This window comes from Kribbella sp. NPDC002412 (assembly GCF_053592935.1).
In genome coordinates, this window is the sequence record NZ_JBSFBL010000021.1 from 21310 (window position 1) to 46079 (window position 24770).

Annotated in this window: 26 protein-coding genes; 12 read left to right on the forward strand and 14 right to left on the reverse strand. The window is 69.5% G+C overall.

The annotated features are described in order from the left end of the window. Window positions 1-5 precede the first annotated feature (5 nt). The 4 genes from mimD to ACWCOV_RS18585 all read right to left on the reverse strand — a co-directional run bounded on the left by mimD (window position 6) and on the right by ACWCOV_RS18585 (window position 4209). The gene (gene mimD / locus ACWCOV_RS18570) at window positions 6-341 is read right to left on the reverse strand and encodes a propane 2-monooxygenase effector subunit MimD (protein ID WP_360530992.1); all 336 of its coding nucleotides are present in this window, start codon (window positions 339-341) and stop codon (window positions 6-8) included. Between the two features lie 2 nt (window positions 342-343). After that, window positions 344-1441, reverse strand: a complete 1098-nt coding sequence (locus ACWCOV_RS18575) for an aromatic/alkene monooxygenase hydroxylase subunit beta (RefSeq protein WP_449830506.1) — start codon at window positions 1439-1441, stop codon at window positions 344-346. A gap of 1 nt (window position 1442) precedes the next feature. Continuing rightward, entirely contained in the window at window positions 1443-2483 is a 1041-nt protein-coding gene (locus ACWCOV_RS18580; protein WP_449830507.1) for an FAD-binding oxidoreductase, read from the reverse strand. A gap of 79 nt (window positions 2484-2562) precedes the next feature. Further along, window positions 2563-4209 (reverse strand): hypothetical protein, encoded by a 1647-nt coding sequence (locus ACWCOV_RS18585; RefSeq protein WP_449830508.1) that lies wholly within the window; start codon window positions 4207-4209, stop codon window positions 2563-2565. A 186-nt stretch (window positions 4210-4395) separates the two neighbouring features. Between ACWCOV_RS18585 and ACWCOV_RS18590 the strand changes: the two genes are divergently transcribed. Then, window positions 4396-6084, forward strand: a complete 1689-nt coding sequence (locus ACWCOV_RS18590) for a sigma-54-dependent Fis family transcriptional regulator (protein ID WP_449830509.1) — start codon at window positions 4396-4398, stop codon at window positions 6082-6084. Between the two features lie 111 nt (window positions 6085-6195). Here the strand turns inward: ACWCOV_RS18590 and ACWCOV_RS18595 are convergent, their stop codons facing one another. Beyond that, window positions 6196-7164, reverse strand: a complete 969-nt coding sequence (locus tag ACWCOV_RS18595; protein ID WP_449830594.1) for an alpha/beta fold hydrolase — start codon at window positions 7162-7164, stop codon at window positions 6196-6198. A gap of 65 nt (window positions 7165-7229) precedes the next feature. Between ACWCOV_RS18595 and ACWCOV_RS18600 the strand changes: the two genes are divergently transcribed. Then, window positions 7230-7832, forward strand: a complete 603-nt coding sequence (locus ACWCOV_RS18600) for a TetR/AcrR family transcriptional regulator (RefSeq protein ID WP_449830510.1) — start codon at window positions 7230-7232, stop codon at window positions 7830-7832. Here ACWCOV_RS18600 and ACWCOV_RS18605 read toward each other — a convergent pair. From ACWCOV_RS18605 to ACWCOV_RS18615, 3 genes are read right to left on the reverse strand one after another with little or no spacing between them, the layout of a single operon-like run. Further along, window positions 7813-9117, reverse strand: coding sequence for a sensor histidine kinase (locus ACWCOV_RS18605; protein WP_449830511.1), 1305 nt, complete (start codon window positions 9115-9117; stop codon window positions 7813-7815). The two genes, ACWCOV_RS18600 and ACWCOV_RS18605, sit on opposite strands and share 20 nt — an antisense overlap. A gap of 2 nt (window positions 9118-9119) precedes the next feature. Then, window positions 9120-9800, reverse strand: a complete 681-nt coding sequence (locus ACWCOV_RS18610) for a response regulator transcription factor (RefSeq protein WP_449830512.1) — start codon at window positions 9798-9800, stop codon at window positions 9120-9122. Window positions 9801-9824: 24 nt separating this feature from the next. Continuing rightward, window positions 9825-10430 carry a hypothetical protein gene (locus ACWCOV_RS18615; RefSeq protein ID WP_449830513.1) on the reverse strand — a complete coding sequence of 202 codons (606 nt, stop codon included), beginning with the start codon at window positions 10428-10430 and terminating at the stop codon, window positions 9825-9827. A gap of 402 nt (window positions 10431-10832) precedes the next feature. Here ACWCOV_RS18615 and ACWCOV_RS18620 point away from each other — a divergent pair, with 402 nt between their 5' ends. Together ACWCOV_RS18620 and ACWCOV_RS18625 are read left to right on the forward strand one after the other, a co-directional pair. After that, on the forward strand, window positions 10833-12371 hold the full coding sequence (locus ACWCOV_RS18620) for a sensor histidine kinase (protein WP_449830514.1): 1539 nt from the start codon (window positions 10833-10835) through the stop codon (window positions 12369-12371). Continuing rightward, on the forward strand, window positions 12368-13045 hold the full coding sequence (locus ACWCOV_RS18625; protein WP_449830515.1) for a response regulator transcription factor: 678 nt from the start codon (window positions 12368-12370) through the stop codon (window positions 13043-13045). Before ACWCOV_RS18620 ends, ACWCOV_RS18625 begins: the two co-directional genes overlap by 4 nt. Window positions 13046-13356: 311 nt before the next feature. Here the strand turns inward: ACWCOV_RS18625 and ACWCOV_RS18630 are convergent, their stop codons facing one another. Continuing rightward, entirely contained in the window at window positions 13357-14178 is an 822-nt protein-coding gene (locus tag ACWCOV_RS18630; RefSeq protein WP_449830516.1) for a tryptophan 2,3-dioxygenase, read from the reverse strand. An 81-nt stretch (window positions 14179-14259) separates the two neighbouring features. On the opposite strand from ACWCOV_RS18630, the gene ACWCOV_RS18635 reads away from it, so the two are divergent. The 6 genes from ACWCOV_RS18635 to ACWCOV_RS18660 all read left to right on the forward strand — a co-directional run bounded on the left by ACWCOV_RS18635 (window position 14260) and on the right by ACWCOV_RS18660 (window position 17830). Next, window positions 14260-14706, forward strand: coding sequence for a hypothetical protein (locus ACWCOV_RS18635; RefSeq protein ID WP_449830517.1), 447 nt, complete (start codon window positions 14260-14262; stop codon window positions 14704-14706). 9 nt (window positions 14707-14715) lie between these two features. Further along, entirely contained in the window at window positions 14716-15096 is a 381-nt protein-coding gene (locus ACWCOV_RS18640; RefSeq protein ID WP_449830518.1) for a hypothetical protein, read from the forward strand. 62 nt (window positions 15097-15158) lie between these two features. Further along, window positions 15159-16193 carry an ArsR/SmtB family transcription factor gene (locus tag ACWCOV_RS18645; RefSeq protein WP_449830519.1) on the forward strand — a complete coding sequence of 345 codons (1035 nt, stop codon included), beginning with the start codon at window positions 15159-15161 and terminating at the stop codon, window positions 16191-16193. A gap of 1 nt (window position 16194) precedes the next feature. Next, window positions 16195-16893: a DedA family protein gene (locus ACWCOV_RS18650; RefSeq protein WP_449830520.1), complete on the forward strand. Its 699-nt coding sequence runs from the start codon at window positions 16195-16197 to the stop codon at window positions 16891-16893. Between the two features lie 178 nt (window positions 16894-17071). After that, window positions 17072-17560 carry a DUF2505 domain-containing protein gene (locus ACWCOV_RS18655; protein WP_449830521.1) on the forward strand — a complete coding sequence of 163 codons (489 nt, stop codon included), beginning with the start codon at window positions 17072-17074 and terminating at the stop codon, window positions 17558-17560. 72 nt (window positions 17561-17632) lie between these two features. Next, entirely contained in the window at window positions 17633-17830 is a 198-nt protein-coding gene (locus tag ACWCOV_RS18660) for a hypothetical protein (RefSeq protein ID WP_449830522.1), read from the forward strand. Here ACWCOV_RS18660 and ACWCOV_RS18665 read toward each other — a convergent pair. Then, on the reverse strand, window positions 17827-18684 hold the full coding sequence (locus ACWCOV_RS18665; protein ID WP_449830523.1) for an esterase/lipase family protein: 858 nt from the start codon (window positions 18682-18684) through the stop codon (window positions 17827-17829). The two genes, ACWCOV_RS18660 and ACWCOV_RS18665, sit on opposite strands and share 4 nt — an antisense overlap. A gap of 139 nt (window positions 18685-18823) precedes the next feature. On the opposite strand from ACWCOV_RS18665, the gene ACWCOV_RS18670 reads away from it, so the two are divergent. Beyond that, window positions 18824-19468 carry a TetR/AcrR family transcriptional regulator gene (locus ACWCOV_RS18670; protein ID WP_449830524.1) on the forward strand — a complete coding sequence of 215 codons (645 nt, stop codon included), beginning with the start codon at window positions 18824-18826 and terminating at the stop codon, window positions 19466-19468. On the opposite strand, the gene ACWCOV_RS18675 is transcribed toward ACWCOV_RS18670, so the two are convergent. Together ACWCOV_RS18675 and pruA are read right to left on the reverse strand one after the other, a co-directional pair. After that, on the reverse strand, window positions 19465-20532 hold the full coding sequence (locus tag ACWCOV_RS18675; RefSeq protein ID WP_449830525.1) for a hypothetical protein: 1068 nt from the start codon (window positions 20530-20532) through the stop codon (window positions 19465-19467). The genes ACWCOV_RS18670 and ACWCOV_RS18675 overlap by 4 nt on opposite strands. Window positions 20533-20609: 77 nt before the next feature. Further along, window positions 20610-22322: an L-glutamate gamma-semialdehyde dehydrogenase gene (gene pruA / locus ACWCOV_RS18680; protein ID WP_449830526.1), complete on the reverse strand. Its 1713-nt coding sequence runs from the start codon at window positions 22320-22322 to the stop codon at window positions 20610-20612. Between the two features lie 154 nt (window positions 22323-22476). Here pruA and ACWCOV_RS18685 point away from each other — a divergent pair, with 154 nt between their 5' ends. Beyond that, the gene (locus ACWCOV_RS18685) at window positions 22477-23346 is read left to right on the forward strand and encodes an alpha/beta fold hydrolase (RefSeq protein WP_449830527.1); all 870 of its coding nucleotides are present in this window, start codon (window positions 22477-22479) and stop codon (window positions 23344-23346) included. Here ACWCOV_RS18685 and ACWCOV_RS18690 read toward each other — a convergent pair. Then, window positions 23343-23831 carry a VOC family protein gene (locus ACWCOV_RS18690; RefSeq protein WP_449830528.1) on the reverse strand — a complete coding sequence of 163 codons (489 nt, stop codon included), beginning with the start codon at window positions 23829-23831 and terminating at the stop codon, window positions 23343-23345. The genes ACWCOV_RS18685 and ACWCOV_RS18690 overlap by 4 nt on opposite strands. After that, window positions 23828-24754, reverse strand: coding sequence for a non-homologous end joining protein Ku (gene ku / locus ACWCOV_RS18695; RefSeq protein WP_449830595.1), 927 nt, complete (start codon window positions 24752-24754; stop codon window positions 23828-23830). Before ku ends, ACWCOV_RS18690 begins: the two co-directional genes overlap by 4 nt. Window positions 24755-24770: the final 16 nt, after the last annotated feature.

Genomic DNA, 24770 nt, shown 5'->3' on the forward strand with positions numbered 1-24770 from the left:
TCCTCTCAGTGCGCGGTGAGGTCGAAGCCGATGTACTCGGCGGCGTCCTCGGGACTGGCGAACAGGATCGTCTTGTCGTCGAGGTGGACCATCCGGCCGTAGTGGGTGGAGCTGATCTCCTCGAAGATCGAGCCGTCGAACTCCGAGCCGAGCGCGTCGGTCAGCTCGGCGTAGTCGAAGTCGAGCAGGCCGACGCCGTCGACCCGGATCATCGACGGGTACTCGGTCAGCTCGACGCCGTCCTTGGCGCCCATCACGTCCGCGACCACCCGGCCGACCGGCGTGTTCATCAGGGTCACGCCGCACTTGTTCGAGAACGCGGTCTCGGATCCGAACTGCATCGTCACTGGTCCAGCTCCTTCGGAGAGTCGAGCCCGAGCTCGTCGAGCAGCGAACGGAACTTCTGCTTGGCGGCGTCGAAGCTCGCCGCGAACGTGACCGCCTTGTCGGCCGGCTGCGACCAGATCGGCTGCAGCGCCTGCGCGGCGGCCAGGCCGCGCGGCACCCAGGTCCCGAGCCACTCGCCGAACAGTTGCTTGTTGCTCTCGCCGTACTGCTCGTCCCGGGTCAGCAGGCGGAACAGGTTCCGGGTGTAGGCGAGGTCGCGGTCGTAGTCGTGCTCGCCGGTGCCGACGATCGTCGGCGTGATGTAGTCGCCGTTGCGGGCCGCGATCTGCATCACCAGCTCGCTGCGGAACAGCGAACCGACCAGCTGCTCGAAGACCACGTTGGTCGCGAACAGCAGCTCGCACCAGTCGCCGACGGCGGTCAGCCGCTCGACCAGCTCACGGGTCGGCTGCCACTCGGCCGCGTCCTTCCAGACCTCCTTGTGCGCCGAGCCGTCGAATGGTACGTCGGCCTCGGAAAGGTCGAGGTTGAACAGCGCGAGGTCCTGGGCGAACCGCAGCTTGTGCGCCGCGTTCACCGCGACCGCGGTGTTGATCATGTTGGTCGGGCCGGACCGCTGCACCGCGGTGAAGACGTGCAGGCCGAGGCCGTTCTCGGCGTGCATCCAGGCGCCGAGGTTGCGTTCGATGAACTTCAGCCAGGCCGCGTTCCAGCCGTCGTACGCCCGGGCCCGCTTGGCGTTCTGCAGGCACAGGTCGACCTGGCGGACCACCGCGGAGTTGTTCCGGTAGATGGTCTGGTCCCACTCCTCGTTCGGGTCGAGGAACGCGTGCCAGTTGGACGACTGCGCCTTCGTCCACTCCTTCGGGTAGCCGCCCGGCCCGTCGCCGAACCCGTAGATCCAGCCCTGGGTCAGGTGCCGGTCGGGATCGGGCTGCACGTCGACGGTGACGTCCTCGTACATCGTCGCCCGCAGCTTGGCCGGCCGGTAGTAGTTGTAGCTCCGGCTCTTCGAGCTCGGGAACTCCAGCGCCCCGGCCTCCGAGTCGGTGAACTCGATCCGCGGGAAACTGCGCTGCTTCGTTTGCGCCATCTCAGACTCCATCGGTAGTCGCTGGGCTGGTGAACTTGTCGTAGAAGACCTGGTCCTTCGGTACGTCGTGCGTGTCGAGCAGGGCGAGTGCGGCGTCGACCATCGGCGGCGGGCCGCAGAGGTAGATCTCGTTGCGGTGCAGCTCCGCCTCACGCCGCTCGACGATGTCGGTGACGTTGCCCTGCTCGACCTGCAGCTCGCCCGCGCCGTCGGCCGACTCGGACAGGCAGGCGACGAACTCGAAGCCGATGAGGTCCGCACCGAGCTCCCGGATCGCGTCGAGGTAGAACAGGTCAGCGGCGGTCCGGGCGCCGTAGTAGAACCGGACCGGACGGGTGCTGCCGGTCTCCCGCAGGTGCCGGAGGATGGACAGGATGGGAGCCATCCCGGCCCCGCCGGCCACGCAGACGACCGGCAGCACGTGACCGTCCTTCAGCGTGGACGAGCCGTACGGCCCGGTCAGCGACAGCTCGTCGCCCACCGCGAGCTCGCCGTCGAGCAGTGCGGAGAACCGTCCGCCCGGGTACTTCTTGATCAGGAACTCGAGCTGGTCCGGTGTCGACTGGGTCGTTGCCATCGAGAACGACCGGTGCTCGTCGGTGCCCGGGATGGTGAGGTCGGCGTACTGCCCCGGCCTGAACTCGAACGGACGCTCGGTCCGCAGCCGCAGCGACACGATGTCCCGGGTCACCGGCTCGACCGCCTCGACCCGCGCGGTCACGGTCTGGATCGGGATCCCGCCGAGCAGCTCCTCCTCGTCGAAGTTGAGCAGCTCGATCGTGCAGTCGCTGAAGGCGTGCGCCCGGCACAGCAGGACGTAGCCCTCGGCAACCTCGGCGTCGTTGCACGCGAAGGTGGAGTAGCGCTCCATCTGCAGGTCGCCTTCCAGCACGTACGACTTGCAGGCGGAGCACTGGCCCTCCTTGCAGCCGTGCATCAGGTGGATGCCCTGCCGGAACGCCGCGTCGAGGATCTTGTCGTCCTCGGTGACGTCCATCTCGATGTCGACCGGCTCGAACCGGATCCGGTGGGTGTCGGCCACGTCGGCCCTCCTCACGCTGGGTGGAAGCGGCTGGTGGCGGCGCTCATCCCCGGCGGCGCCACCAGCCTGTCTCGGTGGGTCAGGCGACCGAAGATTCAGCCACCGTGCCGTTCGCGCGGTACTCGGCGATGTGCGCCTCGCGCTCGGCGTCGGACATCTCGTTCAGCAGCACGTTCGGGCTGTTGAACGTGTTGCCGCGGACGTCGTCGAGGGTCCACATCTTCTTCGGGTCGTCCAGGTCCAGGTGCGGCTGCCCGATCAGCGTCTTGCCGTCGTCGCGGACGTAGCCCAGGTCGGACACGATGTCGGCCAGGTCCTTGCCGTGGTGCAGGGTCTCCCACTCGCGGAACCCGGTCAGCCGGCCCATGTTGGGTGTCGGGCGGCCGTCGTACTCGCCGCGGAACGCCACCGCGTCGGTCCAGTAGCAGGTCTCCGAGCAGTACGTGCGCCACTGGTCGTCGACCTTCTCGACCACGATGTCCTCGTGGATCAGCGCCGGCACCATGCAGGTCCAGCAGCGGTGCGGGTACTGATAGCCGACGTCCTCGAAGGCGATCGGCTTGTTCCGGCCGGGGTAGGCGAGCCGGTTGTAGTTCTCCCACCACTTGCCGTACTTCGAGTACCAGCCGGGGTACTTCTCCTCGAACCACTCGAAGTCCTTGTCGGTCATGGCGTCGATCCGCCAGTAGTTGACCGGCCAGCCGGTGGCGAAGAACCGGGCCACCTCGTGCACGTAGCCCTTGTCCACGATCCGCTTCCAGGCCTCCTCGACCAGGTCGTGCGGAATGACCAGGCCGTACTTCTCCAGCGGCAGCAGGTAGCTGCGGTAGTAGTCGTCGTAGATCCAGCGGCGCCACATCTCCGCATAGCTCTCCCGGTCCTTGCGCCGGTCCTTGGTGCCGTACTCGATGAACGTGCCGATCGCCGCGTCGACGACGCAGTGGTTGTTCCACCACGCGTAGCGCAGGTCGCGCTCGAGCAGCGGCCGGTTCCGCTCGTCGGCCAGCGCCATCAGCAGGATCGAGTAGCCGTTGCTGATGTGCCGTGACTCGTCGGACTGCACCGAGTGGAAGACGGTCGGCAGCAGGTAGTCGCCGTTGGCCGCGGCCTCGTCCGGCATCGCCACGAACAGCGTGTTGGTGAAGGCGGTCTCGGCCACCACGGTCAGGTAGATGTTCGCCGCGGTGATCGCGTCGCCGGTGATGAACCCCTCACCGAACTGCCGGCCGATGGTGCCCGCGTAGTTGTTCGCGAACGCCTTCTCGGTCATGTCGAAACCGGCCGGGTCGATGTAGTTGTTCATGTAGAGCCGCTTGAGGTTCATCTGGATCGTCGAGTGCCGGACCTCGTCGATCATCTGCACCGCCAGCCCGTTGTGGATCTCCGGGTTCGGCACCGCGTCGATCGCCATCGGCATCGCCCGGGCGGCGGAGATCTCCGGGAACGGGATGATCGACAGGAACAGCTTCTGCCACTCCAGCCAGCGCTGCTGGACCTGGCGGAACATGTTCCCCCGGATGGCGCCGTCCATGGCGCCGTACACCCGGTTGTCCTTCTCCTCCTCCATCGGGAAGTACGACCGCATGATCTGCTTCAGCGGGTCCTTCTTGGGAGCCTTCTCGAAGGTGTAGTCGGTGCCGAACCGGGTGGCCGGCGTCGCGAACGTGGGCTCCCACGAGAGCTCGGTGATCTTGGCATGCGCCTTGGTGAGACTCTGCCTGCTCAATGTCTGCCTCCAGGGTCGGGAGCCGGTGTCTGCCGGCTCCAGCGGTACGGCTGAGCTGCGTTGGAGAGATGAAAGCCGTGCGGAGGCACAAGCGCTGTCTCAATGTGAGACGGGGGTCACAGGGTTGCGCAGTACCGTTGATCGTGTTCCGCTGTCGAACAGCGCCGCCGAGCGGAAGGAGCCGGGATGGCCACCGACCTGCCGGTCCGGAACTCGATCCGGATGTCGTGGCAACGCTCTCAGGCCTCGGCGGTCGACACCGACCAGCCGGCCCCGGCGTACTTCCCCGGCATCGACTTCGACACCACGCTGAGCCGGGCCGCGCGGCCGGTCCTCGACGCGCTCTCGTCGGAGCTGACCGACGAGCCGGTGTGCATCATCCTGACCGACGCCAAGGGGATCGTGCTGGACCGCCGCGGCGGCGACCGGTCCCTGATCCGGCGCCTCGACGCGGTCGACCTGGCGCCGGGTTTCCGGTACGCCGAGTCCGAGGTCGGCACCAACGGCATCGGTACGGCGCTCGAGGTCGGCGGACCGATCCTGGTGCTCGGCGCCGAGCACTACAACGGTGGCCTCCGCAACTTCGCGTGCGCCGGGGCGCCGATCACGCACCCGATCACCGGCGGTCTGCTCGGCGTCCTGGACATCACCACCCAGGCCCGGAACTCCAACGCCGTGCTGCTGTCGGTGGCCAAGCTCGCCGCGCGGCGGATCCAGGAGCGCGTCATCGAGGAGGCGAACGCGCTGGACCAGGCGCTGCTGAGCGAGTACTACGCGGTCTGCCGGCACACCGGCGGCTCGGTGATCGCGCTCGGCGACGAGGTGTTCATGATCAACGCGTACGCCCAGCAGCACTTCGACTCCACCGACCAGGCGGCGCTCATCGACCGCACCCGGGACGCCCGCGGCGGCACCAAACCGCTGACGTTCATCGCCGACCTGCCGAGCGGGATCAGCGCCCGGCTGGCCTACCAGCCGACGTTCCTCGGCGACACCCTGGCCGGCGGCATCATCCAGATCCGGGAGCAGCGGTCGGCGCCGCGCGCCGGGACGCGGGTCCCGGCGGTGCCTGGGATGGCCGGGACCAGCGCGTTGTGGCGGCACACCACGCAGGAGGTCCTGGACGCGTGCGGTCGTTCGGAATGGCTGGTGGCCGAGGGCGAACCGGGGGTCGGCAAGACCACGCTGCTGCGTGCGGTCCACGACTACACGACGCCGACCCGGCGGCTGGCGGTCCTGGACGCCGACGATCCTGAGCTGGTCGCAACTGCCGCGAGTGAACTGGAGTCGGGCGCCGACCTGATCGTCCGGCATGCCGAAGCGTTGTCCGACGAGGTCATCCACGGCTTGGCCGACCTGCTCCAGACTGCCCGGGACGGCGCGATCGGCCGCGACCCGTGGATCGCGCTGACCATGCTGACCGGTCGCTCCGACGAAGACGCGCTCGGGACTCAACTGCTCAGCTTTTTCCCGCGGACCGTCGCCGTACCGCCGCTGCGGCATCACCTCGAGGACGTCCCGGCCCTGGTCCGGCACCTGCTGAGCCGAGCCGGCATCACCGGGGTGAGCCTTTCCGCCAGCGCGATGAACCAGCTGATGCGGCTCCCCTGGTCCGGCAACGTCACCCACCTGCGGACCGTCCTCACCGACGTCGCCCGCCGGCGCCGCTCGGGCGTCGTCGAACTGGACGACCTCCCCGCCGAGTGTCACGCCACCACCCGCCGGCACCTGACCCGGATGGAAGCCCTCGAACGCGACGCGATCGTCGGCGCCCTCGCCGCCCACAACGGCGACAAGACCGCCGCCGCCACCGCCCTCGGCATGTCCCGAGCCACCATCTACCGCAAGATCCGCGACTACGGCATCCTCAGCTGACCTTCGCCAGGGCGGGCTGGATCAGGTTCAGGGTGTAGGGCACGGAGTAGATCGTCGGGTTGCCCAAGCCGGCGGCGTTGTCGTTGCTGAGTTCTTCTCCACGTCGGCAACCTAACTAGACGCCAGGAACTTCTCCAGGTCGGCCGCGAGCTCGTCCGGGTGCTCACCGTTGATCGCGTGCGACGCCTCGGGATACACCCGCACGGTCTTGTTGCGCAGGGCCCGTTGTGCGGTCTCGATCGCGGTCTTCGGGTCGTGCATCACCGACCGCCCGGCGATGATCGCCAGCACCGGCACCGTCAGCTTGGACAACTCGTCCTCGGTGATCCGCTGCGGTTGCGGCAGCCGCAGCGTGTAGCCGCTCATCCCGGCCTCGATCATGTCCGCGATCGGCTCGTCCTCGACCGGCGCGCCGCCGGCGGTGTACGAGTTGAAGCTGTCCCGCCAGGACTTCGGCAGCCATTTGATGCCCGCTGGAATCGCCCGGATCATCGTCTCGACCGGCATGTTGTCGTACACGTACACCGGATCGATCGTGGCCAGGCTGGCGACGTGTGCAGGCTGGCGCACCGCGAGGTTCGTCGCGGTCCAGCCGCCGATCGACAGCCCGACGAGGTGGAACGTCTCCTCCGGCAAGGCCTCCAGCACCTGGTTCAACCAGGCGGCCTGATCGTCCGCCGAGGTGATCGGCTTGTTCTGCACGCTCATGCCCGGCTCGCCGAGCAGGTCGATGGTGTAGACGTCGGCCACCCGCAGCAGCGAGGGCATGTTGCCGGCCCAGACCGGCGAGGCCGACGACCGCCCGGGCAGCAGCACCAACGGTTCGGCCCGCTTGCTCGGCCCGTCGAACCGGTAGACCCGCACGTAGCCGAAGTCCGTCCGGATGTCGCGGGTGACGGCCGGCTTCGGCAACTCCTCCTTCACCTGGTCGTAGATCCGCACGAACCGGTCGTATCCCTCGGCGCTGTTCCAGTGACCGACCGGCGACGGAGTCCGCAGGACCAGCGCGAACCCCACGACGATCGCCACCAGCACCCCGAGCGTGATCAGGCCTCGCCGTCGCCACCGGCGTTTCGGCATCTCCGTCACGACGTCCTCTCCTAACCGCTTGGTAAGTAATTTGATCGTACGGTAAGTTGAGGGCCGTGCCCAAGCCACGAACCACGCCCACCGGCGAGCGCCGCCTGACCCTGACCGAGCAGGCGCGGCGGGCCCAGCTGATCGACGTGACCATCGGCCTCGTCGCCGAGCACGGGTACGGCGGGACGTCGCTGGCCCGGATCGCGGAGGGCGCGGAGATCACCAAGGCGGCGGTGCTGTACCACTTCCCGTCCAAGGACGCGGTGCTCCGGGAAGCCCACAAGTACGTCCTCGAAGCCCTGGTCGGCACCGTCGCCGCCGCCGTCGAGGCCGCTGCGCCGACCGATCGGCCCGCCGCCTACATCCGCTCGATGATCGGCCACCTGCGCGAGCACCCGCGGCACACCCGGGTGATCATCGAGGCGATGACCGACGCGGGCGACCTGGCGAACACGGCCGACCGCTGGCGCCCGCTCGCCGACCTGCTCAGCGCGGCCCGCGAGCCCGGACTGCCCGACGCGGACGCCCGGACCCTCGCGATCATCATCGGGGGCGGCATCGACTCGATCGTGATGGAGCGCCTCAACGACCCCGGCTACGACACCGCAGCCGCAGCAGACCTCCTCGTCACCCTGGTCGAGCGGTCTCTCAGCGAGTCGCGAGGGTGAGGACGACCTCGTTGCGGCCGATGGTCAGGTGACCGCCGGCGGCTTCGGCGCAGCGGCGGGCGATGTCGAGACCGAGGCCGGTGGAGCCGCGGTCGCTGCGGCCGCGTTCGCCGGCGCCGAGCGGGATCCCCGGGCCCTTGTCGGCGACGACGATGCGTACGCCGTGCGTCTCGCGCGTCAGCGTGATCCGGGCCGGTGTGCCATCGGGGGTGTGCGCGACCACGTTCTCGACCAGGGCGTCCAGCGCGGCGCCGAGGTCCTCGGCGGACGAGCGGACCATGGCCGGCGGGTTCGGCAGATCGAGGGCGAGCTCCCGGCCCTGGTCCTCGAAGAGCGGTTCCCAGAAGGCGACCCGGTTGCGCGTCACCTCGACCGCGTCGCAGTGCGGCACGCGGCCTTCCCGCTGCGGTCGCCGGGCCGCGCTGATCACCGCGGTCAGCGTCCGCTGCAGGCTGTTCACCTGGGTGTTGAGCTCCTCGGCGCGCTCGCGATCCGGCAGCGCCTCGACCTGCAGGCGAAGGGCGGTGAGCGGCGTCCGGAGGCGGTGGGACAGGTCGGCGACGGCCTCGCGTTCGACCGCGATCACCTCGTCGATCCGGTCGGCGAGTCCGTTGAGGGCGGCGCCTACCTTCGCGACCTCGGCCGGGCCGGTCGTCGGGGCGCGGGCGTCCATGTCGCCACGGGCCAGGCGTTCCGCCGTACTGGCTGTTTCTTCGAGTGGGCGGGCGAGGCGGCGGGAGACGAGCTCGGCGCCGACGATGCTGAGCAGCAGGACGAGCAGGCTGCCGCCGACCAGGATCAGGACGCGCGGGACGAGGCCGTCGTACAACTCGTCCGCGGTCAGGAACAGGCAGACGGACGCGGGGCCGTCCTCGGTGCCGACGCCGACCTCGACCGCCATCCCACCGCCGACCTCGCGGTAGTCGGCGTCCCCGATCTTCGGCGGGCCCTTGTTGTCGTCGTCGCCGTCGTCGTAGTCGCTCGGCAGTGGCTTCGGGGCCGAGACTCCACCGGGCGGTGGATTGCCCAGCGTCGTACCGTCGGCCAGCCGCACCGAGATGTTGCCGGGCCCCTCGTTCTCCAGGCCTTCGATGTACGCCGTGATGTCGTCGGGCGTGTGGTCCTTGTCGCCGACGTAGTACGCCACCGACTCGGCCCGGTAGCGCGCCTGCTCCTTCGACTCCGACGCGGTCGTGCTCCGCAGCAGGATGATCAGCGGTACGGCGAACGCCAGCACGACCAGCGTGGTCATGCCGACCGACAGCAGCAGGATCCGCCGGCGCATGGTCAGCCGCCCGACAGCTTCACGCCGACACCGCGAACGGAGTGCAGGAACCGCGGTTCGGCCGCCGTCTCCCCCAGCTTGCGGCGCAACCAGGACAGGTGGACGTCGACCGTACGGTCACCGCCACCCCACGGCAGGCCCCACACCTCGGCGAGCAGCTCACGCTTGCTCACTACCGCGCCGGGCCGGCGGGACAGCGCGAGCAGCAGGTCGAACTCCTTGCGGGTCAGGTCGACCGGCGCGCCGTCGACGGTCACCTCGCGGCTGCGCGGGTCGATCCGCAACGCTCCCAGGTCGACGATCGTTTCCCCTTGCTGGTCCTGGCCGAGCCGGCGCAGGACGGCGCGGATCCGGGCGTCGATCTGGGCCGAGCTGAACGGCTTGATCACGTAGTCGTCCGCGCCAGCGTCGAGCAGCTTGACCACGCTGGCGTCGTCGTCCCGCGCCGTGGCCACGATCACCGGTACGTCGCTCACCGCCCGGACCATCGCCAGCACGTCCCGGCCGTCCAGGTCGGGCAGGCCGAGATCGAGCAGCAGCACGTCGGGACGGTCGCGGGCCACCACGGCGACCCCTTCGGCGCCCGCGCTCACGGCCGTGACGACGTGCCCGGCCGCCGTCAGGGACTTGCCCAGCGACGTCCGGATCGCATCATCGTCCTCGACCAGCAACACCCGCGCCATGCGATGAGAGTAGCTGCGAGGTCCTTACGAGGGGGCTTTCAGGCCGGTGCTGCGGAGCTCCAGGTCGGCGAGCTTGCCGATGATGTCGCGGTCGCCCTCGCGCCAGGCGGCGACCGGGTCGTCGGAGATCTTGGCCAGCCGGTGCATCGGCTGGTTGGCCATCGCGCGGAGCGCGAAGAGGTCCAGGTCAGCCGCGTTGTCGATGAACTTCTGGGCGGCGGTCGCCCGCCGGGAGAACCGGATCCGCCGCGGCAGCCAGAGCAGCAAGGCGAACAGCACCGGCAACCCGATCGTCACGCCGGCCAGCACGTAGGCCAACTGCTCCACCGCATCCGCCTGGTCCCGCCCGGCCTGCGCGAGCCGCCCGGCCGCCGCCGCTGCTCCATCCACCGGCGACCGCAGCTGATCGCCGACCGCCGGGACCTTCCCGATCGGCTCCGACAGCTTCCGCAGGTCGCCGGCCAGCCCGTCGCCCGCCTCGGCCGCCTTCCGCCCGGGGGTGCCCAGCGCGTTGGTGACCCGGAAGATCAGCCGGCCGAGCTCCACGCACAGCCAGACCCACCCGACCAGCATCAGGTCGCCCAGCACCTGCCCGAACCGCTGCGAGCCGACGTCGGAATAGACCTTCACAAGCGGTTCTCCTCGAGGCGGGGCGGTCGATGAAGGGATTCTCATCCAGATTTCATGGGGGCGCCTGCTGGGCGCGCCATAGTCTGAGCATGCTCTTGTCTCCCAGGCTAGTGACGTTGGCGCTGACCGGAGCGGCGGGTTTCGGGGTCGCGGCGGCCGCTCTGTTCGGCGCGAAGGCTGATCCGCCCGATCTCGGCGATCCGTTGGTGCTGCCGGGACCGAGTACCCCGACCGCACCACCTCACACGGTCACGCCGACACCGGAACCGGCGCCTACTCAGACAGCGACGACCCGGGCACCGGCGCGGACCCAGGCGACCGCGCCGAAACCGGCCCAGAAACCGGCACCGAAGCCCAGTCAGCCGGTGCGGTCCGGCACCCGTGAAGGCATGGACGATGATGATGACGACGGCAACGGTAGTGGAGACACAGCGGACGGGGACGACGACGAAGCAGGCGGGGACGGCTGAGCAGCCGGCCGGGGTCGGCCGGCTGGTCGGCGCGGGCTCGGAGGTCGTCCGCTCGGTCCGGGCCCGGATCCTGGCCTGGGTCATCGTGCTCACCGCCCTCGGCATGGCCGGCGCCGCCGGTACGGCGTACCTGCTCGAGACCGAGCGCATCGACGTCCGGATCGACCGCTCGCTGGAGCAGGAGATCGCGGAGTTCGCCGAGTTCCACCGGACCGGGATCGATCCGGGCACCGGGCAGCCGTTCACCAGCGTCGACCGGCTGCTCCAGGTCGCGATGAGCCGGAACGTGCCGGACGAGCACCAGACCATCGTCGCGTTCCTGCCCGACCAGACCTTCACTCCGCGCGGCGCCCTGCCGCTGCACCGCGATCCGGCGTTCCGGGCCGCGACGACCGGCTCGGAGGTCCCGGTGTTCGGGAGCTACGACTCACCGGACGGACCGGTCCGGTACGCGACCATGCCGGTCAGCCAGTCCGATCGCCAGGGCACGTTCGTGGTCGCCTACTTCACCGCGTCCGAGCACGGCGAGTTCGCCGACGTGATCCGCACCTACCTCGCGGTCGCGGTCGTCGCCCTGGCCGTGGTGGCGCTGGCCGCCTGGCTGACCGCTGGACGCTTGCTTCGACCGATTCGCGACGTACGGCGGACCGCTCTGGCGATCAGCGACACCGACCTGACCCGCCGGATCGACGTCACCGGGCACGACGACGTGTCGGAGCTGGCCCGCACGTTCAACGCGATGCTGGACCGGCTGGAGGACGCGTTCGCCACGCAGCGGGAGTTCCTCAACGACGCCGGGCACGAGCTGCGGACGCCGATCACGATCGTCCGCGGCCATCTGGAGCTGCTGGACGAGTCGGACCCGCAGGACGTCGCCGAGACGCGGACACTCCTGGTCGGTGAGCTGGACCGGATGAGCCGGCTGGTCGAGGATCTGGTGCTGCTCGCCCGGGCGCAGCGGCCGGACTTCCTGCGCACCGCCCCGGTCGACGTCGAGATGCTGACCGACGAGGTGTTCGACAAGGCTCGTGCCCTCGGCAAGCGCCAGTGGCGTATCGATCAACGGGCCCAGGCGACGATCGCCGCCGACGCGCAGCGGCTGACCCAGGCGCTGGTCCAGCTGGCCGAGAACGCGGTCAAGTTCACCGGACCGGACGACGTGATCGCGATCGGGTCGTCGGCGAACGCGAGCGTCGTCCGGTTCTGGGTCCGCGACAGTGGGCTGGGGGTTCCGCCCGAGGACGCGACCCGGATCTTCGAACGCTTCCGGCGCGGGCGCGGCGGCCAGCGGGCGGAGGGATCCGGGCTGGGCCTGGCGATCGTGCAGGCCATCGCCGAAGCCCACGGCGGCCGTGCGTGGGTCGAGTCCCCGCCAGGCAGCGGCGCGACGTTCCGGCTGGAAATTCCGCGTACGGCGTCGCCGTACGAGGTCCGTGGGGGCACCTCAGTGAGTCACCAGGACCTCTCGTGAACCGCATCCTGATTGCGGAGGACGAGGAGCTGATCGCCTCGTTCGTCGCCAAAGGCCTGCGGGCGAACGGCTTCACGCCGACGACTGTGGGCTTCGGGCAGGTCGCCCTGGATCGCGCGCTGACCAGTGAGTTCGACCTGCTGGTGCTCGACCTCGGTCTGCCGGACCTGGACGGATTCACGGTGCTGGCCCGGTTGCGCGCGGCGGGCAGCACGATGCCGGTCGTCATCCTGACCGCGCGGGACTCCGTCGACGACACCGTCGCCGGGCTCGAAGGCGGTGCGGACGACTACATCCCCAAGCCGTTCCGGTTCGAGGAACTGCTGGCCCGGATCAGGTTGCGGTTGCGCGACGACCGGACGGCGGAACCCACGGTGTTGCGATGCGGCGACCTCTCGCTCGACCTGCGCAGCCGGCGTGCCTCCGCGGACGGCCGGGTGGTCGAGCTGACCGCCCGCGAGTTCGTGCTGGTGGAGATGTTCCTGCGCAATCCCGGCCAGGTGCTGTCCCGGCAGCAGCTCCTCAGCCACATCTGGGGATACGACTACGACCCCGGGTCGAACATCGTCGACGTCTACGTCCGGTACCTGCGCAAGAAGCTCGGCCCAAAACGGATCGAGACCGTGCGTGGGATGGGCTACCGCCTCGCGCCCGGTCCGGAGTCGCTGGACTGACAGACGAAGGGGCCGCCCGGTGGGGGGTGAGTCCGGGCGGCCCGTTCGGAGCCTCGTCAGCAGGAGGAGGGACGGCTGCAGGGGCCGCTCCCGCGGAGGCTCGGCACCGGCGGCATTTCGTTGCCACCAGCAACCAGGTTGGCTGTCGCCCGCCGAACATCGGTGGGTTCCAGCCAGCGGGTCGGCACGGCGATCGTGGGCCAAGCGGACATTCCTCGAAGTCCTTTCGCGGGTTCGTCCGCAGCCTGGCAGCCGAAGCCACCGGCCTGGATGAGTCCACGATGAGAGTCCTCTCATCCGGAGCTCGGGGGTCAGAGCGCCGAGCGCAGGTCCCAGAGCAGCGGGTAATAGCGCAGGTCGAGGCGGCTGCGCAGGTAACCGGCGCCGGACGAGCCGCCGGTGCCGGGCTTGGTGCCGATCATCCGCTCGACCATGACGACGTGCCGGGCGCGCCAGGCGGCGGCGAGCTCGTCGTGCTGGACCAGGGCCTCGGCGAGCTCCCAGACGGCGGCGTAGTGCCCGCGGTCGCCGGCGACCTTGCGGAGGGCGTCGCGGACCGCGTCCTCGGAGTCGGTGGCGAATCCGGCCTTCTGGAGTACGGCGAGATAGGCGTCCCAGAGCGTGGGCGCCGTCAACCGCTCCTCGAGACGGGCCTTCTCGGCGTCGGTCAGGCCGCGGAACCGCTTCACGAACGACGGGTCCTTGGCGCCGGAGAGGAACTCGATCTCGCGGAACTGGACCGACTGGAAGCCGCTTGCCGGGGACAACCGGTTCCGGAACTCGCCGAAGTCCTGCGGCGTCATCGTCTCCAGGATGTCGACCTGCTGGATCAGCGTCCGCTCGATGGTGTGCACCCGGCGGAGCAGGTGCTCGGCCAGCCACAGCTCACCGGACAGCATCGCGTCCCTGGACGCGGTCAACTCGTGAAGCACCTGCTTGAACCACAGCTCGTACACCTGGTGAATGGTGATGAACAGCAGCTCGTCGTGCGCCGGCGGATCCGACTCCAGCCGCTGCTGCTCCAGCAGCTGCCCCAGCCGCAGGTAGCTGCCGTACGTCAGCCGCCCACCCTCCTCACCGAAGTGGATGTCGACCCCGCCCCACCGCCCGGCCACCTCGTCACCAGTGCTCATGAGGCCGAGAGTAGCTGACGCGTCCGTGACCGGTCAGGGATTCGCTCGTTGGGTGTGAGGTACGCCAATTCGAGGAGTTGCATGTCCGCCACGGTCCAGACCCCACTTGTGCCGGGGCCCATTCAGGGACCCAGGCGTGAGGAACCTCAGATCGAGGCGTTGCTGCCCGACGACTACGCCTTTCTGGTCCACCTGGCCTACCTGATCCTCCCGCCTTCGATCAGCCGGCCCCGACGGGTGACTGCGGCGCACGCCGTCGTCCAGCGTGCGCTGCCGCCCGACACGTCGTACCCGCGCGAGGTCATGCGGCAGCGCGTCATCCAGGAGGCCGCTCACCAGGCCTCCCGCCGTACGCCGCTGTGCCGCCTGAGCAGCGCGCTCGCCCCGCGGGACGCCGCCGACTTCACCCCGTGCGCCCGGACCCTCGACCGCACAGCGCTGCACCACCGCACCACCCGCGGCCGCCGCCTCGCCATCGCCTTCACCCTCCTCACCACCCTGGCCATCCTCGCCTCGCTGCTGACGTAACGTGCCGGTATGGCGCGGCGGGAGACGTTGTTGCGGGTGGAGCGGGCGAACGGGTGCATCTTCACGTTGACGTTGACTCTCGATCCTGAAGGTGGCGAGCGAGGGATCACGTTCACCGAGTTCTACGACTACGGGCCGCTGGGTGACGATCCTGGGCGGGAATACGGCTACAGCGTGCACGCGCCGTACGACGCTCTGGACGCGCTCGCGGACCACTACGCGCCGGGCGTGCCCGGGTCCGCGGCGGATCGGCTGGTCGACTCGCTGCGGGCGCTGCTCAGCGACGGCGATCGGCTCGGGCTGAAGGGAAACCAGCACCGCGTCCTCGAAGGGTTCGAGCTGGCCGGGGTCGCGGCCACCACGAGTGTGTGGAGCTGGATCAACGACTGAGCCGGATTCGAACCTGCTCGAATCTGCTCCCCTTGGCCGGCGTCGCTCGGCATACTGCACTGATGGCGATTCACCTCACGATGACCGCGGACCAACTCGGTCGATCCCGCTTCGCCATCTCGCCCGCGCAGGAGGTCGTCAGCACGGTTCGGCTCCGCGACCGGCATCCCGCACAGCACGCGAGGACCTGGTACTCGCGTGCGCGGTCTGTGATGCCGGCCAGTGAGCTGGCCCTCCTGGAGGCGCTGGTACCGGCTGACCACGACTACGCCCCAGACTTCCTGACGCCACCACCCGCACGGCCTACGGTGGCGATCGAGGAGCAGGCCCGGATCATCGCCCGGACCTCCCCCGACGACATCGACCGTCAGCTCGACATCAGCCTGCGCGGCCGGCCGGTCCGAGACGATGTCGTGGCGCTGTTCGGCGACGAGGAGACCTACCTGAGGTGGCGTCGTACGGCGCCGGGGCCGCTCGAGCGCATGATCGCCGAGGGCCCGGAAGCGGTCGCCCTGGCCGCCGCCAAAGCGCTGCAGCTGTTCTTCGAGCTCGCGATCGAACCCGACTGGAACCGGACCACAGCCGTCCTCGAGGACGACGTACGACGGAAGAGCGACCTGCTCGCCTCCCACGGGGCCGTCGCCATGCTGAACGATCTCGGCCGCGGCATGGTGTGGGACGGCGAAGGCATCGTCCTGGACCGGCCGTACGACGTCACCGTCGACTGGGCGGACGACGGCGTACTGATGATTCCGACCTCGACGCACGTCGGACCGGTGCAGTTCACGGTGAAGTGTCCGGAGCAACCAGCGGTCGTCTACCGCGCGAACGGGATCGGGCGACTCTGGCAGCGCGACGTCCAGGCGCCCAACCGCGCGCTGGCTGATCTCCTGGGCGAGACTCGCGCAGCGCTGCTGACCGAACTCGGCGAAAACCAGTCGACGAAGGAGCTGAGCAGTCGACTGCCGTGGAGCGCTCCGACGCTGTCGTACCACCTTCAGGTCCTCCTCCGGGCGGGCCTGGTCGGTCGGTCCCGACGCGGCAACAGCGTGGTCTATCGCCGTACCCCGGTGGGCGACTCGCTGCTGGGGGCGTGAGGTGGCTTCCGAAACTCAGCAGGACAAAGCCCCCGCCTGGCGTCGCTTCGTGCCCTGGCAGGGCCGCGCGACCCGGGTCGACGTTGCGCTGATGGGCGCGATCCTCGGTGTCGTCGCCCTCGGGCTCGCGTTGCGGCCGCTCAAGCCGTTCCTGGTCGCGTCGCATCCGGTCGCACTCGCGTTCCTGACCGGGGATCTGGTCTCGATCGGCGCCGCGGCGGCGTTCGCCCGGATCGGGGAAGCGCCGCTGTGGCTGGTCGTCGTCGCGGGTGCGGCCGGCATGGTGAAGTTCGACTGGCTCACCTGGTGGACCGGGCGGCAGTGGGGTGAAGGCATCATCCGGATGTTCACCACCAGCCAGCGCGTGTTGCGTTTCGCCGCCCGGACCACCGAGCTCCCGCCGTGGGTCCTTCGAGTCGCCGTGCTGCTCGCCGTACTGCCGGGCGTTCCGACCGCGGTGGTGTACGCGATGGCCGGCTGGGCCCGGATGCGGCTGTCCGTCTTCCTCCTGCTGGACCTCGCCGGCGCCTTGCTCATGACCGGCGTGGTCGCAGCGCTCGGCTACTGGAGCGGTCAGCAGGCCGTCGACATCGTCCTGCTCGTCGACAAGTACGCCTCCCTCGTCAGCCTGTCCATGATCGGCGTCGCCCTGCTCATCCCACTCGTCAAGCGCCTGATCCGCCGAGCCTCAGCACAGTGACCGCATACCGGTCCGGCGGCAAGAACGCACAACACCACCAGACAACCCAAGGCCGCTCTCTACCTCGCCTACGGCGGTCGCTGAGCACGACATGCTCGCGGCAAGCGATTGCGTGCCGGGAGTTACCTGACAGGCCGGCGGGGGTGGCTGACCGACCGGTGATGCCATGATGTCCGGCATGGAACTGAAGCTGTCGGCGTCGTACGACGCCACACCCGAGGAAGTGTTCGCGATCGTCACGGACGCCACCTTCCGCGAGCAGGCGTGCCAGAAGACCAAGGCGCTGTCGTACTCCGTCGAGGTGACCGAGTCCGGTGGCGACACGATCGTCAAGGTGCAGCGCGAGATGCCGTCGGACGACGTTCCGGACATCGCCCGGAAGTTCGTCGGCCAGACGCTGACCGTCGTACAGACCGAGACCTGGCACCCGGCGGCCGCCGACGGGTCCCGCAAGGCCGACGTCTCCGGCGAGATCAGCAACACCCCCGTCACCCTGAAGGGCAAGGCCGAGATCACCCCCACCGGCGCGAGCACGGTGCAGGCGATCGACCTGGACGTGAAGGTCGCGATCCCGCTGATCGGCAAGAAGATCGAGCCCTTCGTGGTCGACGCCATCCGGTCGGGCCTGCAGAAGGAGCACGAGCTCGGCCGGGATTGGACCCACTGAGTGTCGCTCCGCTGACGGGCTCACCTGCGGTGGCAACCTGAGAGCAAGTGTTGCTCCGGAGGTGAGCCCGTCATGCGGAAGAAGCGTCAGCGCGCGGAGCCGGCCGGCGAGGACTCGCAGTACTGCGTGTTCTGCGCGACCGTGATGCCGTTCGAGCGGATCGAGGCCGCCGATCACCTGGTCGACGAGCCTGACGAGTGGATCTGCGTCCAGTGCGGATCCGCCCTCCTGGTCGACCCACCACTCCAAGAGCTCAACCGCACCGCCTAGAGCGGCGGTCCGAACGCGCACACCACCTGCTTGGCGTGCGCGGGGTCAAGCGCGTTGGCGACCAGTTGCGCGACCGTCGGGTCGAACGCCAGCCCGACGTGGCCGACCGGATCGAGCGGGCAGACGTCCTGCACGAACTTGTCGGTGACACCCGGCTCCCGGATGAACGACGTCTCGTGCGGAGTCACCAGCGCGTCGAAGCGGGACGCGATCACCGTGTACTCCACCCCCGGCTGAGCGATCGGGCCGGCGGTCAACTGCTCCACAGCCGAGCCGCCGACGATCAGTTCATCGCACGCCGGGCAGCCGAATTCCCGCAGTACCTGGTCCACCAACGGCCGCAGCCCGAGGTAGTCCCCCACGCTGACCAGGCCGCCGAACGTCGTGCCGTGCGTCGGTGGCGCAAGCGCGATCACCTTGCCGACCTGGTCGGCGTACCCACGGATCTTCGGGCCGTAGATGCTCTGGAAGCCGCCCTCGGAGTGGCCGACGATGTCCACCGTCGCGGCGCCGGTCGCCTGCCGGACCCGCTGGACGAACGCCGCGATCTCCGCCGACGACTGGGTGATCGAGACGGTGCCGCCGACCGGGATCGCCGGAGTCGCCTGGCCGTAGGTGAGGGTGAAGGCGCAGTAGCCCTTCGCGGCGAGGAACGGGCCGAGGTACGAGTAGTTGCCGGGGCCGTTGCCGCCGAGGCCGTGCAGCAGAACGAGCGGGTTCGGATGCGCCGCGGACGGCTTGCATGACCAGTTGTCGAAGCCGGACGACGGGGCCGCGGTCGCCGTGGTGGCGCCGGTGCTGAGAAGGGCGACGGCGAGCAGCGCGGTGGCGACCCGGCGGATCAGGTTTGGCATGGCGGCTCCCCGTGGCTGTATCGTGCGGTGATCGGTGCGTCACGGACAGTGGAGCATGAACTCCGGTTCTGAACAAGAGGTCGTGTTCAGAACCAGTTCACTTGGTTACCGATCAAATACCCGGGGTAGCGTGCAGCGCATGGGACGGACCATCCGAGGGCTCGACGCCGGGCAACGCCGGGCCGAGCGCCGCGAGCAGCTGCTGGACGCCGCCTTCAAACTCTTCGCCGCGAACGGGTACATCAACACGTCGATCGAGCAGATCTGCAGTACGGCGTACATCGGGACGAAGAGCTTCTACGAGGTGTTCAGCAGCCGCGAGGACTGCTACGTCGCGCTGCTGCAGCGGACCTCGGAGCGCCTGCAGGAGCAGGTCGCCGGCCAGGCCGCGCAGGCGCTCGGCAACGAGCGGGAGACGGCGCCGAAGCTGATCCACATCTTCGCGCACGCGCTGCTCGACGACCCGCGGGTCGCCCAGGTCACCTTCGGCATGGCGGCGGGCATCTCCCCCGCGGTCGAGCGCCAGCGCCGGACCAACCGGCGCTGGGCCGCGGGCTTCCTGGAGCTGCTCTGGGACCAGTACGACGGCGCGCCCACCGGACCGGACGCCGACGACCAGCGGGCGGTCCGGCACAGCGTCGCCATCGGCCTGGTCGGCGGCCTGTTCGACCTGATCTCGGACTGGATGCTGGACGCCGACCTCAGCAAACCCGCCCAGATCGAGACCCTGATCGACGACATGACCACGTACTACATCGTGGTCCGCCGCGGTCTGGTGACCTAGTCGAACACCAGGGTCCGGAGGGCGACGTGGCCTTCCTCGTCGATGACGTAGTGGGCGTGGCCCTCGTGGTCGACGGCGACGCCTTCGACCCGGCGGATGTCGCCGAAGTGGTGGACGACCTTGGCACTCACGACCCCGCCGGCGACGTCGTTCGGAAGCTCGAACCGGACGTGCTCGGAGGCGGCGTTGGCGCCTTCCGGGTGGTCCTCGAGGACGGTGGCCGACTTGCCGGACGCGTCCAGGTCACCGATCACCGCGTCGAAGCGGTCGCCGCCGTGGGTGTCGAGACCCCGGAACCCGGCCGGCGCCTCGACACTGCCGACATCGCCGAGCACCCAGACGTTGCCACACCGCGGTACGGCGTTCGGGTCGTCGAACAGCTCGTCGACGTTCTCGAGCTCGACCAGGATCGGGTGCCCGTCGGCGGTCACCGGGTAGCGCAGGCCGAGCAGCAGCCGGCCGTCGGCGCGGAACTCGGCGGCCTCGATGTTGACCGGGCGGTCCGTCGGGAGGACGGTCCCGGCCCAGCGCTTGGCCTTCTGCTCACCGATCGCGATGGTGGCATCGACGTACGCCTGCCGCTCGAGCTCGCCCATCGGCAGCAGCTCGACGTCGGCGAGGGCGTCGTTGATCGCCCGGTGCAGGGTGAACCGCAGCCGCACGACCTCCAGGGTCGCCCGGCCGCCGGTGTCGACTGCGTCCACCAGCGACTGCTCGCTGACCCGGGCGATCCAGGAACGCTTGGCCGCGAGCGGACCCGCCTTCTTCCCGAACTGCGAACCGACGACGTAGACGTAGCCGTCCCGGGAGGCGCACGCCTCGGCGTCCTCGGTCTTGCCCGTGTGCACCCCGGCGTCCGCGAACACGCGCATCGCGGACCACTCGTCGTCGAGCGGCGCCCCGGCGGTGTGGACGAGCAGCGCCAGCGCGTCCTCGGCCGTCGCCTCGTCCAGCACCGTCACGAACGCGCGGTCCCAGCCGTGGCGGTCGAGGACGTCCGGCCCGAACACGCGGCAGAGGTCGGACGCTTCGTTGGGCTCCAGGTGCAGATCGGTTTCATGCATACCCGGGAAACGACGCAGCCGGCCTACCTACTCCCGATCTCGCCGATTCCCGGGTAAACCCCGACCGTCCCTGATGGTCAGCCCTGGTGCGGGTAGCGGTAGTCGGTCGGCGGCGCGAAGGTCTCCTTCATCGACCGCGGGCTGGCCCAGCGGATCAGGTTCCACATCGAGCCGGCCTTGTCGTTGGTCCCCGAAGCCCGCGAGCCACCGAACGGCTGCTGCCCCACGACCGCTCCGGTCGGCTTGTCGTTGACGTAGAAGTTCCCGGCCGCGAACCGCAGGTACTCGCTGGCCGCGGCGACCGCGTGCCGGTCCTGCGCGATCACAGCACCCGTCAGCCCGTACGGCGCCGCGCTCTCCATCTGCTGGAGCACGGTGTCGTAGTCGGCGTCGTCGTACACGTGCACGCCGAGGATCGGGCCGAAGTACTCGGTGGTGAAGATCTCGTCGGTCGGGTCGTCGGACACGATCAGCGTCGGCCGGACGAAGTACCCCTCGCTGTCGTCATAGGTACCACCGGCCACGACGTCGAGCGCGTCGGTCTGCCGGGCCCGGTCCAGCGCCGCCTTGTGCTTGGCGAACGCCCGGTCGTCGATCACCGCGCCGATGAAGTTCGACAGGTCGGTGACGTCGCCCATCGTCAGCGACTCGGTCTCCGCCACGAGGTCGTCCCGGATCTGGTTCCACACACTGCGCGCGACGTACGAACGGCTCGCGGCCGAGCACTTCTGGCCCTGGTACTCGAACGCGCCACGCACCATCGCGGTCTTCAGCACCGCCGGGTCCGCCGACGGGTGCGCCAGGATGAAGTCCTTGCCACCGGTCTCACCGACCAGCCGCGGGTAGGTCTTGTACGACGCGATGTTCGCACCCACCGTGGACCACAGCGACTGGAACGTCTTGGTCGACCCGGTGAAGTGGATACCGGCCAGGTCCGGGTGGGTCAGCGCCGCCTTGGACACCTCGATCCCGTCACCGGTGACCAGGTTGATCACACCGGCCGGCAGGCCCGCGGCCTCGAGCAGCCGCATCGTCCAGTGCGCCGCGAACTGCTGGGTCGGCGACGGCTTCCACACCACCGTGTTGCCCATCAGCGCAGGCGCGGTCGGCAGGTTGCCGGCGATCGCGGTGAAGTTGAACGGCGTGATCGCGTAGACGAACCCTTCCAGCGGCCGGTAGTCGACCCGGTTCCACACCCCCGGCGACGAGATCGGCTGGTCACTCACGATCTGCCGCGCGAACGCCACGTTGAACCGCAGGAAGTCGATCAGCTCACACGCGGAGTCGATCTCGGCCTGCTGCACCGTCTTCGACTGGCCCAGCATCGTCGCCGCGTTCAGCGTGTCCCGCCACGGCCCGGCCAGCAGGTCGGCCGCCTTCAGGAAAATCGCCGCGCGGTCGTCGAACGACAACGCTCGCCACGACTTCGCCGCGCCCAGGGCCGCGATGACCGCCTCCCGGCCGTCCGCCTCGGTCGCGTTGCCCAGCGTGCCCAGCACGTGCGCGTGCTTGTGCGGCTGCACCACCTCGATCGGCGCGCCACCGCCGAGCCGCTGCTCACCACCGATCGTGCAGGTCAAATCGATCGCGCCCGCCGCGGTGAACTCCTTGAGCTTCGCCTCCAGACTCGCCCGCTCCGACGATCCGGGCGCATACCCCCTGACGGGCTCGTTGGCGGGAGTGGGAACGGCGGTGACGGCATCCATCGTGCGGTGCTCCTCGATCAGGGTTGTGGATCGTGCTGGTACGCCGGTGCGGGTGGGCGGCGCGCTCGCTGGTGACACCAGCATGGTGCCATGACTCACCACCGGAAACGAACCTGACCAGCAACCTGACCACAGGCTCGACTGGTCCGCTCGCCGACCCGCCATCCATTTGTAGCATACGTTTCACTTCAACAACTGCTCGTCCCGCGTCGGCCAGCGAGACGGTAGGTTCGGCCGCATGGGTGGGGTCGGGCATTTCGTGAGCGCTGACGCGCAGGCGGCGTACCTGCGGTTGTACGACGTGACGCTGAGGGGAATTCCGGGTCAGCAGGAGTCCCTCGAGGTGGGTACGACGTACGGGCGGGTGCGGGCGTACCGGTACGGGACCGGCGACGGAGTGCCGATCGTGTTGCTGCACGGTCGCGCCGGAACGTCGGTGATGTGGGAACGGAACATCCCGGGGCTGGCCGAAGCGCATCCCGTCTACGCGCTCGACGTCCTCGGGGAGCCCGGGCGCAGTGTGCAGACGGTCCCGATCAGGTCGTCGCGAGAGCAGGCGGTGTGGCTGAACGAGGCGCTGGCCGAGCTCGGGCTGCGGAAGGCACACGTCGTCGGGGTGTCCGGGGGTGCCTGGCTCGCGTTCAACCTGGCGTTGTACGCGCCGGAGCGCATCGCGTCGCTGGCGCTGGTCGAGCCGGCGAACGTGTTCGCGCGGTTCGACTGGCGGTTCCTGCTCGGCGGGTTCGCGCTGGTGCCCGGGCTGCCGGACAGCCTCGGGTCGCGTTACCTGCAGTGGGTCGCCGGACGGGTGCCGATCGAGCAGCCGGCCGGACGCCTGGTGATGGCGGGGTTGCGCGACTACCGGATGAAGCTGCCGATGCCGTCGTACGGGACCGATGCGGCGCTGCGGAGCATCCGTCCGCGCACGCTGGCGCTGCTCGGCGGGCGCAGTGTGGTGCACGATCCGCGCACGGCAGCGCAGCGAGCGCAGACCTTCCTGCCGGACAACCAGACCGAGCTCTGGCCGGAGGCCGGGCATGGCCTGCCGTCCGAGTTCCCCGAGCAGTTCAACGAGCGGTTGCTGACGTTCCTCGCCGAGCAGGCCTAGGCGCGCCAGGGCATGTGCTGGAGGGTCCAGGTGTTGCCGTCGGGGTCCTTGAACCAGGCGTAGTAGACGCCGCCGAGGTCCTCGGTCTCGCCGACGTCCACGCCACGCCCGATCAGCTCCTGGCGGGCGGCTTCGATGTCCTTGACGACCAGGTGCAGGGCCCGCAGCGAGCCCGGCTCCATGTCGGCCATCGGCAGACCTTGCAGGAGGCTGATCGAGCAGAACGAGCCCGGCGGCGTCAGCTGGACGACGCGGACGCCGTCCGCCGGGGAGACGTCCACGTCGACGTGGAACCCACACTGCTCGGAGTAGAACCGCTTCGCCCGGTCGATGTCCGCGACCGGCACCGGGATCAGCTCGAGCAGGAACGCACCCGGCCGGACCGGCGCGGCTGTCGGATCGGCCGGGATCTCCGAGGCGTCCTTGGGAATCTCGGTCTGCGTCGGCGGCGGCTGCGGGACGCCACCTGATGTCTCCTGGCTCATGCCGACTTCTTCGTGGTCTTCTTGGCGGTCTTCTTCGCCGGAGCCTTCTTCGCGGCCGCGGCCTTCTTGGCCGGCGCCTTCTTGGCGGCCGCCTTCTTCGCCGGGGCCTTCTTGGCCGGCTCAGCGGCCTCACCGCCACCGGCGCGGCGCGCCTTCGCGGCCTCGACCGAGGCGCGCAGCGCGGCGACCAGGTCGACGACCTCGGCGCCCTCCGGCTCCTCCTCCTCGGCCTCCGGCAGCGGCACGCCGGCCGCCTTCGCCTCGACCACCTTCTCCAGCGCCGCCCGGTACTCGTCGTGGTACTGGTCCGGGTCGAACTCGCCACGCAGCGTGTCGATGTACGACGCCGCCATCGCCTTCTCCTGCGACCGGATCTCCACGTCCTCACCGGGCGCCGCGAAGGACGCGTCCCGGACCTCGTCCGGCCACAGCATGACCTGCAGCACGAGGATGTCGCCGACCGTCCGGAGCAGCCCCAGGCTCTCCCGGGACCGCAGCGCGACCTTCACCAGCGCGTACAGCTCGGAGCCGTCGAGGGCGTCCCGGAGCAGCACGTACGGCTTGGCGCCCGGCCCGCCGTCGGCCTGCAGGTAGTAGGACTTGCCCAGGTACAGCGGGTCGACCTGGTCCGACGGCACGAACTCCAGCACGTCGATGACCTTCTTGCTGGACAGCGGCAGGTCGGCGAAGTCGTCCGCCTCCAGCACGATCATCCGGCCGTCCGCCATCTCGTAGCCCTTGGCGATGTCGGAGTACGGCACCTCCTCGCCGTCGATCGAGCAGACCCGCTTGTACTTGATCCGGCCACCGTCGGAGACGTGCACCTGACGGAAGGAGATGTCCTTCTCCTCGGTCGCCGAGAACACCTTGATGGGGATCGTCACCATCCCGAACGAGATGGCACCTTTCCAGATCGCCTGCATCGCCACCAACTCCCCT